We start from the raw sequence: 11,722 nt of genomic DNA, 5'->3' as shown, positions 1-11,722 counted from the left end.
TCGACCGCAGGCGATCCGGACGCCCTGCGGTGTGGTGATCGACCGGAGAATCCGAATCGATTGATCGGCAGCGTAATTCCGGTATGTGATCGGATTCACCGTGAGGATTTCGCGGGCTGCGGTGTCCGATTTCTTCGTTGGATTCGCCGCGTATGACTTGGCAATTTACGCATCCCTTACGCCCGATGCTCCCACCTGCGGATTGTTGACGCTTCCAGTAAACAGCCGGTTGTTAACCAGCGATTGAGAAATCGGGGTTAGCGTATGCGCTGCGCCGGATTCACCGCCGAATTGACGCCTCTGTTCAACGTCTTCTACTTTTGGATTCACGGAGTCGTGCATGCGTAACGTGTTCAATATCTCGCCCGCTCGGTACATCGAATTCACCGCGACGGATCTGCCGCCCGCCCCGCCTGTTCCACGCCTTTCCGAGGCGGTGCTCGGCCGTTTGCCCAGCGGTGTCACGCGGCCCGGTTTCGCGCCGCGCAGTCTCTCGAAGGGCATCCTGCATCTGGGTTGTGGATCATTTCATCGCGCGCATCAGGCGCTGGTGACCCAACATGCCATCGATGCCGTATCGGACCCGCGCTGGGGGATCGTTTCGGTGGCCATGGCGCGCCCGATGGTGGTGGACGCCTTGCGTTCTCAGGACAATCTCTATACGACGCTGCTGCACGATGACGGGCAGGCGCGGGTCGAGGTGGTCGGCACCATCGTGGAAGGGGTGCACGCGCCGTCGGATCGCCTCGGCGTGCCGAGCCGGATCGCGGATCCCGGGATCAAGATCGTCACCCTGACCGTCACCGCGAGCGGTTACTGCGTCTCCCCGGTCACCGGGCAACTCGATCTCGACTGTGATCAGGTGCGCCACGATCTGCGCCATCCGCGTCGCCCGGTCACCCCGATCGGCATGCTGGTCTACGGACTGGCCGAGGTGCGCCGCCGCGGCGGTACGCCGCCGGTGGTGCTCAGCTGCGACAACCTGTGCGCGAACGGCCGCACGCTGCGCGCCGCCGTCATCGATTTCGCGGCCCTGCGTGATGGCGGTCTCGCCGATTGGATCGCGCGTAATGTCCAGTTCCCCAACAGTGTCGTCGACCGGATCGTGCAGCCCGCGACCCCGGCCGATCCGGCCGCTGCGCGAAACTGGCTGGGCGGCATCGAAGATCAGGCGCCGGTCTCGGCGGAACCGTTCATGACCTGGACCATCGAGGATTTCGACGGTGACCGGCCGCGCTGGGATCTGGCCGGTGCGCATTTCGTCAACGATGTGACCGACCATGAACTGGCAAAACTGCGCCTGCTCAACGGAACTCATATGCTGCTGGCCTATCTGGGTGCGCTTGCGGGGTACCGCACCGTGGCGGCCGCGGCCGCGGATCCCACACTCGGTGCGCTGGCCCGCCAATTCATGCTGTGCGAGCAGGGCCCGACGCTGTCGCTGCCGCCCGCTGAACTGCGACGAACCGTGGACGAGTTGATGATTCGCTTCCGCAATCCGGCGATCTGCCACGATATGACGCGGGTCGGCCGCAATGGGTCGGACAAGATGATGCCCAGAGTCGTTGCCGCACTGCGGGACAATGTCGCGGCGGGCCGCCCGACGCCCGCGGCCGCACTGTTGATCGCCGCGTGGATTCGCTGGTTCACCGCCGCGCGGGCTGCCGATGCGGTGATGGAGGTGATCGATCCGCGCGCGAACTCGCTGACACCACTGGCCGATGTCGCGGATTCGCACCTGTGCGCGCAAAGATTCCTGCAGCGCACCGATATCTTCGGCACGCTGCCGGAGCCGGATCGACTGCAACGCCAGGTCGGTGACGCGCTGGCCGATCTGACCCACGAGGGTGTCGACGTCGCGGTGCGGCGCAGGCTGACCTCGGTACTCGAAGGGAGTGCTCGATGAACCCGGTGCGCGCGGTCGTTTTCGATATGGACGGCCTCCTCATCGATTCGGAGCGATTGGCCATGCGTTCGCTGGTCAGCGCGGGCGCCGAACTCGGCTATGACATGCCGCTGGAGTTCTGCCGATCGATGATCGGGGTTCCGGCGGATCGCTGCCGGGAACTGGCCGCGGATGCCTACGGCTCGGATTTCCCGCTGGCGGAGTACTTCGAATTGCACGAGACGCACCTGCGCCGCCTCGTCGACGATGGTGAGCTGACGACCAAACCGGGTGCCCTCGCACTCCTGGATATCCTTGAACAGCAAGGCATTCCGAAGGCCATCGCCACCTCCTCGTCCCGGGAGCGGGCTGACCATCACCTCCGGCTGACCGGTCTCATCGACCGTTTCGACGCCGTGATCACCCGCCAGGACGTGGACAATGGCAAACCCCACCCCGAGCCGTACCTGAAAGCCGTCGCGACCCTCGCGTTCGACCTCGAGGACACACTGGCCCTGGAGGATTCCACCAACGGCCTGCGCGCCGCCCACGCCGCCGGCCTGCGCTGCATCCTGATCCCCGATCTGGTGCCCCCCACCGACGAATCCCGCCGCCTGGCCCACCGCCTCTATCCCGACCTGCACCATGTCGGTGACTATGTCGTGGCAGCCAACGCGTAGCTTGGCGGCCGAATTCCTCGGCACGGCACTCCTGGTCGCGGTGGTCATCGGCTCCGGCATCTCCGCCCAGCGCTGGTCCCCGAACGATCTGGGCCTGCAGGTCCTGGAAAGCTCCATCGCCATCATGCTCGGCCTCTGGGTCCTGATCCTGGTCTTCGGCCCCATCTCGGGAGCACACTTCAATCCGATTGTCTCTGTGGCGGATTGGCTCATCGGTCGTCGTCTGGGCCGCGGATTGCCCGGCTCCCGGGTCTTCGCGTACACACTCGTCCAAACCCTCGGAGCCACCGCGGGCGCGATCCTCACGAACGTCATGTTCGACCTCCCTCCGATCCAGCTCTCCACCAACCACCGCGTAACCACCGGCCACCTGATAGGCGAAATAGTCGCCACCGCGGGCCTACTCGCGGTAATCCTGGCCCTGTCCCGAGCCTCCCGCCCCACCCTCTCCGCCACCGCCATCACCGCCTACATAGGCGCGGCCTGCTGGTTCACCAGCTCCACCGCCTTCGCCAACCCCGCCATCACCCTGGCCCGCACCCTCTCCAACACCCTCGCGGGCATCGCCCCCACCTCGGCCCCCGCCTACATCACCGCCCAAATCCTGGGTGCCGCAGTGGGTCTCGCGATAATCGTTTGGTTCTACCCGGACACCCCGGCCGCGGCGGACAACGTCACCGTCCTGCATCAGGTGCCGAAGCCCGCCGTCGACCGGAAACGGTTCGAATCAGTGTCGAGCGAGTGACTGTCCGAGCTGGGCCGCCAGTGCGACGGCGGTGGCGGGGAACCGGTCCAGTAGATCGGTTACCTCGCTGTTCCCGGTCGGTTCGGCCGTGCGCCAGTCGCCCTCGATGCCGAGGACTTCCGCGAGAGCATCACAGGTGACGGGGTGCATCGCCAGCAGTTCGGTGACCGGTCCGTCCGGCACGGTCACCGAAGCTGTTGCGACCGTGGTCGTTTCGGCTGACCATGGCGGGACGAACGCGTCCACGGCGGGTAGTGCGCCGGGGAAGGTGCGGCCCGCTTCGCGGACGAGGCCGGGGATGAGGTCGGCTGTTTGGTCTTTCAGCGTGGTGATGAGTTTCGGGAGCCACGGGAGCAGGACCGTGTCGGGGAGGGTGCCGAAGGCTTTCGACAACAGTTCCACGACAAAGGGTTTCAGGGCCGGGGCCGGGTCTATGGCTTGGATGAAGCCGCTTATGTAGTGCGGGACCGTTGGCAGCACCAGCGGGTTGGTGAGCATGGCGTCGCAGCGGGTGCGGAGTTCGGCCATGGTGAGCATGCCGAGTTGGAAGCGGGCCGCCCAGAGTAGGGCGATCTTGGCGGGGGATTCGGGATGGGATTGCAGGACGGACAGTTCCAGCTGGGTGTGGTCGCAGCCCAGGGACAGGGCCAGGTTCTCCATGCCGAAGAGGAAGCCGAGCATGGCCGCCACCTGGGCGGGGCCCGTCTCCTCCGAGGTGAAGGCGGTGGGGAGCAGGGTGCAGTAGTGGGCGTAACCGGCTGTTACGAAACGTTCGCACCAGGTGGGGAGGCCGCCTTCGGTGGAGCGGAAGTAGTTGAGCAGCAAGCGGATACGGCGCAGCACGATGGGAGCGTCGTCCACCGTGCGTTCGGCGGCCAGGAGTTCGACCGCGCGGTTGCCGAGTTCGGCGGCGAGGCGGGCCGAGCCGAGATAGACCAGGGCGTCTTCGACCGCGGCGAGCGCCACGGCGGCTGTCGCGTCCGGTGCGGTGACCGCGCGGCGCAGGCGCTGCTCCAGCACCTGTTCCACCGAGACGCCTTCGTAGCCGAGTTCGACCAGGGAGCGCTGGTGTTTGCCGAGCCCGATATCCCAGCTCTCCTGGATGGAGGTCTCGCCGAGTCCGCGCGAACCCATGATGGGGCGCAACGCATCCTGCGGCAGCAGTCTGCGTAGCAGCCACAGCAGATCCGAGCACGGGCGCAGGTCCGGATTCGATTTCAGGTCCAGCAGTGCGCGTTGCAGCGTGCGCTTGGACAGGTCGAGGCCGAGAGGTTCGAGGCGGTCGAGGACATCGCGGGCGAGCGGCGGGAGCGCGGCATAGCCGACCTGGCCGATGCGATCGCCGCCGAGCAGGATTTCGCACAGTCGCCGCACATCGCGGCGGCCCGGTACCCGGTCCTTCTCGATGCAGGTTACGGCCGCGTCCTGGAAGTCGTACGGCGTCGGGCGGGCACGATTTCGCAAGCCCGCCAGCAGGATCGAGGTCTCGAAGATCGCGATGGCGTCGGCGGTGCTGGCCAGATAGCCATTGCGCCGGGCCAGCCGGACGATATCCACCGACCATTCCAGCAGTTCGGCCTCATCGAGGGGATCCAGCACCGGCGGCCGGGACAGGAATCCCGAAAGCTGATCCGCCACTTCGGCTTCCGATTCGCCGGGCAGCGGCGGCTTCTTGACGCGCTTCTTCGCCCCCGGCTGCCCCTCCAACTCGAAGGGCTGTAATTTGCCGCGCCGCAACCCTTTCGCCCAGGTGGCGGCGGCGATGGACACCGCACCGCCCGCGAGCCCGAACTGCGCTTCGATCGCGGAATGGCTGGAGGGAATCAGCCCGTAATGCCACGTGGTGGCCGAACGCGGCGAGATCTCGAACGGTGCGTCCGAGTCCACGCCGAACTGCTCCACCGGGCTGGCCGCATGCGCCGCACCGCAGACGTACAGCGCCCGCGCCGGATCGATATCGTTGGCGGACAAGTGTTCTCGCATTCGAGTCCACATGTACCGTTCTCGATTCTCGTCCTCCGCGGTGCTGCCGCGCCGCAGTCGCCGGAACAGACTGCCGATCAGCACCATGACCTGTCGATAGGTGTCGTAGTCGGCATCCGCGAGCGGCTGTTCGACGTACTGGTCCCACCATTCGGACCAGTGCCGGACCTTGCCGTGATGCAGCAGATGCTCTTCCAGTTCGGCGAAACGCGGTCGCAGATCACCGATTTCGATGCCGACGGCGGAACCGTGCAGCCCGTCGTCCTCGGCCCGCTCACCATCGGCCGGTGCTTGCTCGGCAGGTGCTTCCTCGTCGTCGGAACCCCATTGGAAGACATGGTCTGTCGACCGATCCACCAGCACCAGTTCCACGCCCGGCGTATCGAGCGCGTACGCGATGGCCTGGTACTCGGCCGACGATTCGGTGATCGGCGCGACCACCGACAGCGGAGCCCACTCCGCTGGGAAGCCGGCGGTATCGGTGGCGAACGCCTGCAATGCGACCGGCAATCGGCAATTGCGCAGCTCATCCAGGAGCGGGCGCATATCCTCGCACAGCTCCATGTAGATGACGCTCGGCTGCTTATCGCGCAGCCGCCGCACCATCGCCAGCCCGGAGGCGGGGGAGTGGTGGCAGACCGGGAAGATCTCCAGCCGCTCCGACAGCGCCCGGTCGACATCGTCGACTATGCCCGCCAGGATGTCCCCGGCCGCTCCGGGCGCACCCGCGAACGCGACGGCCGCGTCCGTCAGCTGATCCCGCAGCGCGGCAAAGGTATTCGGTGCGGAACGAATATCGGAGACGGTCATGAGAGCCTCGCGATCGCGGCCCGGCCGCCCTCCAGGAATTCGCCCCAGGGAGCCTTGCCCTTGTTGGTCTTGATGCGCGGTTCGACCACACCGTGCAGATACTTGTTGAGAATCGCCAGATCCTCGGGCGTGCGCCGGGCCAGCGAGCCGACCAGCGAACCGGCGAGGGTCTCCGCGCTCAATTCCTTCGCGCCGAAGAACTGGCTGTGCAGGATGGCGTCCTCGAGCACGCCGATCTGCTCGGCGGTGGACAGTGCCGACTCCAGTTTGTCGTCATCGCTGGTGGCGGCGGCCGCGGCGGCGCGCAGATCGGCGAAGCTCTCCAGCAGGATGTCCAGCAGCGTGGGCGGCAGTTCCAGTTCCAGGGAATGACGGCGCAGCAGCTCCGCCGTGCGGAAGCGCACGATCTCCGCCTCGCTCTTCTTATTGGAGACAACCGGAATCCGCACGAAGTTGAAACGCCGCTTGAGCGCCGAGGAAAGATCGTTCACACCCCGGTCGCGGCTGTTCGCGGTGGCGATGATGGAGAAGCCGGGCTGTGCGAAAACCACATTGTCGTCATCGAGTTCGGGAATCGAGACGTACTTCTCCGACAGGATGGAGATGAGCGCGTCCTGCACATCGCTGGTGGAACGGGTGAGCTCCTCGAAGCGCCCGATCACGCCCTGCTCCATGGCGGTCATGATCGGGGATGGGATCATCGATTCCCGCGATTGCCCCTTGGCGATGACCATGGAGATATTCCACGAGTACTTGATGTGATCCTCGGTGGTGCCCGCCGTGCCCTGCACCACCAGCGTGGAATTGCGGCTGATGGCCGCGGCCAGCAATTCGGCCAGCCAGCTCTTACCGGTGCCCGGATCGCCGATGAGCAGCAGTCCGCGGTCCGAGGCCAGGGTGACGATGCTGCGCTCGACGAAGCTGCGATCACCGAACCACTTCTGCGCCACTTCGCGGTCCAGTCCATCGGCCCGTTCGGAGCCGAAGATGAACAGCCGCACCATCTTCGGGCTCAGCCGCCACGAGAAGGGCTTGGGATTGTCGTCGATGGACTCCAGCCAATCGAGTTCCTCGGCGTACTTGATCTCGGCGGGGGCGCGCAAAACGTCGTTCATGGTGTCTCCTAGTCGAGAAAGTTCTTGAGTTCGTGCACGAGTTTCTGGATGCGTCCCGAAATCACCGGGGTGCCAAGGGCTTTGAAGCGCTCCCGGAACCACGGATTGACGCTCTGATGTCCGGAGCTGTTCACCGAGCCGACCGGAATGAGTTTGACCCCGGACCGGTGCACGGCCTCCATGGCCTCGAACAGCGGCTGTGAGCGATCGAACTCATAGAAGTCCGAAATCCACACCAGCACGGTATTTTTCGGATCGCTGATCTTGGGTTGCGCCATGGCCATGGCGATCGGGCCGTCATTGCCGCCGCCGAGATTGGTGCGCAGCAGCACCTCGAACGGATCGTGCACCCACGGGGTGAGATCCAGGGCCCGGGTGTCATAGGCGATGAGGTGCACATCAACCTTGGGCAGGCCCGCGAAGATGGACGCCAGGATGGTGCAGTTCACCATCGAATCGACCATGGATCCGGACTGATCCACCACCACGATCATGCGGGCGGGGACGGTGCGTTTGGCGGTCTGCCGGTAGTACAGCCGGTCGACGTACAGGCGCTCGTCCTGCGGATTCCAGTTGGGCAGATTCTTCCAAATGGTGCGGTCCACATCGAGATTGCGCAGAATGCGCTTGGGCGGCACCGAGCGGTCGACGGTGCCGACGCTGGTCTGTTGCACCTGAGTGCGCAGAACCTCGGCGACCTCGTCGATATAGCGGCGGATGAGGCGTTTGGCATTGGCCAGCGCCACACCGGACAGATTGTGCTTATCCCGCAACAGCTGTTCGATGAGCGACATGCTCGGGGTGAGCTGGGCGGCCAGGTGCGGATCGGCCAGCACCTCGCGCAGCCGCATGCGAGATACAAGTTCGCCTTCCAGGCCGGTGAGCACGCCCTGCACGCTGCTCGCCTCCTCGCCCAGGCAGCGGCGCAGCCAGTTGGCGTCGGATTGCCAGCCCGCGAGCTGAGTCGCGCTGACCTGGCCGGAACCGGTGGCGAAGACATTGAGCAGCAGTTTGGAAACCAGTGCGGCAGTGCGGACATCGGCCGCGCCGATGGTCTGGAGCGCCTCCGGTGCGGAATCCTCGGGCTGGATCGCCTCGTCCAGTGCTGCCTCGGGCGCGGAGTCTTCGGTCGTATCGCCCGAGGCTGCTTCCACCGGCGGGACTTGCTCCGCCTCGGTGAAATCGAGTCCCTCGAACTCCGCCCGCATCGCCGGATACCGTTGCACCACATTGTCTATGGAGATACCCGGATCCAGCACCGCGAGCGGCAATCCGAGATCGTCGACGATCCCGGCGCTCGCCTGCTCGAGGGTCGGCTGTTGATCGCCACTGAAGACACCGGCCAGCAGCCGCCAGTACAGGATCTGCCTGCGCGTTTCATGATTGGTCATTTCCGCAGCAACCGTCCCGCGCGTTCGCGCAATACGGCGACGGCATCGCCCGACTTCGCCTGTGCCTTGGCGACTTTCGGATCGGTGGGGCCGAGCGCCCAATCACCGTTGTGGAACGCGGTGAGCGCGGTCTTCACCTTGCGCTGGATGGCCAGCGGTCGCACCGACCACCCGCTCGCATCCCAGCGCAGCAAGCCGATCATCGAGCTGGAGCCGCCGACTCCCGCCGATGTGAGCGGACCGGCGGACGGCAATGCGTCCAGCTCCACCCGTATCCGCGCCTCGCCCACTTCCAGTGCGCCATCGCGGAACCGGTACCCCTCGAACAGAACCGGTACCGCGATGTGGACCGGATCGCGATCCAATGGCGCGACGGCCGGAGCCTGCGCCTGCGGCAATTGCACGGTGGCGGTGACGAACGGATCGGCGGCCTCCCCAGCCCGCGCCCGATCGTCATCCCACAGCAGATCGCCGGTCGCCGCCAGCGGCATAGCGGTGAGCTCCAGCGCCCGATGTTCGGCCAGTGCCGTCAACAGCTGTCGATGCCCGCCGAGCAGCTGCCAAATCGCCGGTCCCACAATGGTGTCCACCTTGGCGGCCGCCACCGATACCCGCACCTGCCGTGCTGTCCCCTCCGTCTCCAGCACGCCGTACACCTGTGCCTGCACCGCGGTCCCGTGCTCGTGCACATCCGCGCCCAGGGGCAGTAGCCGTCCCGAAATCGATTCGACGGCAGTGGATTCCGTGCCGCGCCAGGACAGCAGCAGGGCCCGCGCCCACAGGTCGGCCCAGCGTCGCGCGGGCACCCGATCCATGCTCGCGATGGGCGCGGAGGCGCTCAGCTCGGCGGTGAATCCGTCGAGCAGTACCGCCAGCCGTCGCAGCGCGGGTTCACCGAGCAGCGCTTCCACGGTTTGATCCGCGGCCGCCACCAAATCGTGGTCGACACCGCGCCATCCGGAGATGGCCAGTTCGCCCAGCCAGGCGCGTGATCCGATGGCGAGCTGGCTCGGGGCGACGGCTTCCGCCGCGCTGACCCACTCGAATCGACTGCGGCCCAGCGCCGTATCCGCCTGCGCGACAAGTGCGTCATGCACCGCGCCCAGCAGTGCGGCACGAGCGCCCGCCAGCGCCGACAGTTCATCGGTTCCGATCGCTCCGGTGCTCACCTTGGCCACCGCCGCCGCGACGGCCTCGGCCAGTGGCGATCCCGCGACGGCCCCGGCCAGCGCCCCCAATGCGGCGCTCTGCGGTTCGGAAACCCGTGCGAGTCCATTGACCAGTGCGGTATCGAAACCGCCCACCACCTCCAGCGCGGCGGTGACCCCGGCGGGCTCGGACGCCAGCGCGTCCAGTTGTACGGCCTGCATCAGCGACCCACCCCCGCCGGAAACCACTGCAACTCCGGAATCGGCGTCGCGCTACCCGGCAATTCCAGATAGGTCAGATGCCGCAGGAACCGGCTGAACACCGCGGCGGCCGGGGCCGGGTCACGAGATCCATTGAGGCAGGACGAGATCCGCGCCCCCTCGGGTACGTCGACCCGAAGGAATCGGGCCACCCGCTCCTGTCCGTACTGCAATACGGCCTCATCGATGAGCGAGTCCAGATGCTTGCAGGCCCACCCCTGATTCAACCCGCCACACGGCCGGTTGTTATTGGTGCTGCAACTGAGCCCATGCGTTCCCGCCGTCACCGAAGCCACATACACCCGGGAGATGTCGGACCCGCTCGACACCACTCCCTGCAGCCGTCCGTCGGCCAATTCCACGAACGGCACCTTATTCAGTTTCCGCGCCGCCACAGCGGGCAAAACCCTTACGACAGAAGCACTTTCCCATGCCGGCTGATCCGGCAAGGCACCCGATTCCGAGGCCATCGCTTCCCTCCCGATCGATACGATGCGCCCAAGGTATGTGACCCCACCGACAAGTCGCGCAGGCACCCCGAACCTCCAGCTGAACCCCGATTACGGCCCTCCCGGCGGTGTGGATCGCGTGCCCTCCGGATCGATCGCCGGTGTGGCGTCGATCGCGCACCCGCCGAACGTGTCCGGCGCCTGCCCAGTCGTGGCGGGTCCGAACGCGCGTAAAACGTCGTACCCTCCCGCTACTGTCGTAGGTGAGTGGTTCGAGTGCTATGTGGGTGCGGTGAAAGGTGACGGGGCGCAATGAATTCCGGATTTATCGCGGTAGCACTGCCGATCGCGCTCGGCGTGATCATGTTCGGCCTGGGCCTGTCCCTCACCCCCGCGGACTTCACCCGCGTCGCGCAGCAGCCGAAAGCGGTGCTGATCGCGCTCGTCTGCCAGATGGTGGTGCTTCCGCTGGTGGCGTTCGGCCTGGTGACACTGTTCGGGCTGGAACCACTGGCGGCCATCGGCGTCATGCTGCTGGCGGCCTCCCCGGGAGGCGCGACCGCGAACCTCTTCAGTCACCTGTTCGGCGGTGACGTCGCGCTGAATGTCTCGCTGACAGCGGTGAATTCGGTCATCTCGGTGCTCACGGTGCCGCTCATCACCAACGCGGCTATCGACCATTTCGGTCCCGAGGATGGAACGGGCTCACTGGGCGTGCAATTCGGAAAGGCCGTACAGGTATTCGCGATAGTGCTGATCCCCGTGGCGATCGGCATGACGGTGCGAGCACTACGCCCCCTGTTCGCCGACCGCATGGATCGTCCGGTCCGCATCGCATCGGCGATCATCCTGGTGTTCGTCGTAATCGGCGCGGTGGCATCGGACCGCTCGGGCATGAACGGCGACCTCCTCACAATCGGCCTCGTCGTAGCCCTGCTGTGCGCGATAAGCCTCACCGTCGGATACTGGCTTCCGCGCCTGCTCGGCGTACCGGAACGCCAAGCCATCGCCTCCTCGATGGAGATCGGCGTCCACAACAGCGCCATCGCCATCACCATTGCCATCAGCGTCCTGGACAGCACCGAAATAGCCGTCCCCGCAGCCCTATACGCGGTGGTCATGTCCCCATTCGCCGCCGCCTTCGGCTGGCTCATCAGCCGATCCCTGCGTCGCGCCGGCACGGTCGTCACGACCGAACCCTCGCGGCTGTGAGATGGTTCAGCGGACCGTTCTTCAGATGACGCGGCCGTAGTCG

General features: G+C 66.0%; 9 protein-coding genes. 4 read left to right on the top strand and 5 right to left on the bottom strand.

Features of this window, described 5'->3' with window-relative positions:
• Positions 1 to 340 precede the first annotated feature (340 nt).
• From AB0L82_RS21730 to AB0L82_RS21720, 3 genes are read left to right on the top strand one after another with little or no spacing between them, the layout of a single operon-like run.
• The gene (locus AB0L82_RS21730) at positions 341 to 1,906 is read left to right on the top strand and encodes a mannitol dehydrogenase family protein (protein ID WP_364638956.1); all 1,566 of its coding nucleotides are present in this window, start codon (positions 341 to 343) and stop codon (positions 1,904 to 1,906) included.
• Positions 1,903 to 2,565 (top strand): HAD family phosphatase, encoded by a 663-nt coding sequence (locus AB0L82_RS21725; protein WP_364638953.1) that lies wholly within the window; start codon positions 1,903 to 1,905, stop codon positions 2,563 to 2,565. Before AB0L82_RS21730 ends, AB0L82_RS21725 begins: the two co-directional genes overlap by 4 nt.
• Positions 2,543 to 3,310, top strand: a complete 768-nt coding sequence (locus AB0L82_RS21720; protein ID WP_364638950.1) for an MIP/aquaporin family protein — start codon at positions 2,543 to 2,545, stop codon at positions 3,308 to 3,310. Before AB0L82_RS21725 ends, AB0L82_RS21720 begins: the two co-directional genes overlap by 23 nt.
• Here AB0L82_RS21720 and AB0L82_RS21715 read toward each other — a convergent pair.
• Genes AB0L82_RS21715 through AB0L82_RS21695 form a run of 5 tightly spaced genes read right to left on the bottom strand, consistent with a single transcriptional unit; the run spans position 3,293 to position 10,380 of the window.
• On the bottom strand, positions 3,293 to 6,103 hold the full coding sequence (locus AB0L82_RS21715) for a DUF5682 family protein (protein WP_364638947.1): 2,811 nt from the start codon (positions 6,101 to 6,103) through the stop codon (positions 3,293 to 3,295). The genes AB0L82_RS21720 and AB0L82_RS21715 overlap by 18 nt on opposite strands.
• Entirely contained in the window at positions 6,100 to 7,218 is a 1,119-nt protein-coding gene (locus AB0L82_RS21710; protein ID WP_364638944.1) for an AAA family ATPase, read from the bottom strand. The genes AB0L82_RS21715 and AB0L82_RS21710 overlap by 4 nt, the downstream gene beginning before the upstream one ends.
• Positions 7,219 to 7,226: 8 nt before the next feature.
• On the bottom strand, positions 7,227 to 8,609 hold the full coding sequence (locus AB0L82_RS21705; RefSeq protein WP_364638942.1) for a VWA domain-containing protein: 1,383 nt from the start codon (positions 8,607 to 8,609) through the stop codon (positions 7,227 to 7,229).
• Entirely contained in the window at positions 8,606 to 9,979 is a 1,374-nt protein-coding gene (locus tag AB0L82_RS21700; RefSeq protein WP_364638939.1) for a hypothetical protein, read from the bottom strand. Before AB0L82_RS21700 ends, AB0L82_RS21705 begins: the two co-directional genes overlap by 4 nt.
• Positions 9,979 to 10,380: a hypothetical protein gene (locus AB0L82_RS21695; protein WP_364638937.1), complete on the bottom strand. Its 402-nt coding sequence runs from the start codon at positions 10,378 to 10,380 to the stop codon at positions 9,979 to 9,981. The genes AB0L82_RS21700 and AB0L82_RS21695 overlap by 1 nt, the downstream gene beginning before the upstream one ends.
• A 399-nt stretch (positions 10,381 to 10,779) precedes the next feature.
• Between AB0L82_RS21695 and AB0L82_RS21690 the strand changes: the two genes are divergently transcribed.
• On the top strand, positions 10,780 to 11,679 hold the full coding sequence (locus AB0L82_RS21690; protein WP_364638934.1) for a bile acid:sodium symporter family protein: 900 nt from the start codon (positions 10,780 to 10,782) through the stop codon (positions 11,677 to 11,679).
• Positions 11,680 to 11,722 lie beyond the last annotated feature (43 nt).

The organism is Nocardia sp. NPDC052001, from assembly GCF_040680615.1.
Lineage (GTDB): Bacteria > Actinomycetota > Actinomycetes > Mycobacteriales > Mycobacteriaceae > Nocardia.
The sequence above is the reverse complement of the archived record's forward strand: the minus strand, read 5'-3'. Positions and strand labels throughout refer to the sequence as shown.

Coding starts and splice junctions, on each gene's coding strand:
- AB0L82_RS21730 (WP_364638956.1), top strand. CDS start 341: ATGCGTAACGTGTTCAATATCTCGCCCGCTCGGTACATCGAATTCACC.
- AB0L82_RS21725 (WP_364638953.1), top strand. CDS start 1,903: ATGAACCCGGTGCGCGCGGTCGTTTTCGATATGGACGGCCTCCTCATC.
- AB0L82_RS21720 (WP_364638950.1), top strand. CDS start 2,543: ATGTCGTGGCAGCCAACGCGTAGCTTGGCGGCCGAATTCCTCGGCACG.
- AB0L82_RS21715 (WP_364638947.1), bottom strand. CDS start 6,103: ATGACCGTCTCCGATATTCGTTCCGCACCGAATACCTTTGCCGCGCTG.
- AB0L82_RS21710 (WP_364638944.1), bottom strand. CDS start 7,218: ATGAACGACGTTTTGCGCGCCCCCGCCGAGATCAAGTACGCCGAGGAA.
- AB0L82_RS21705 (WP_364638942.1), bottom strand. CDS start 8,609: ATGACCAATCATGAAACGCGCAGGCAGATCCTGTACTGGCGGCTGCTG.
- AB0L82_RS21700 (WP_364638939.1), bottom strand. CDS start 9,979: ATGCAGGCCGTACAACTGGACGCGCTGGCGTCCGAGCCCGCCGGGGTC.
- AB0L82_RS21690 (WP_364638934.1), top strand. CDS start 10,780: ATGAATTCCGGATTTATCGCGGTAGCACTGCCGATCGCGCTCGGCGTG.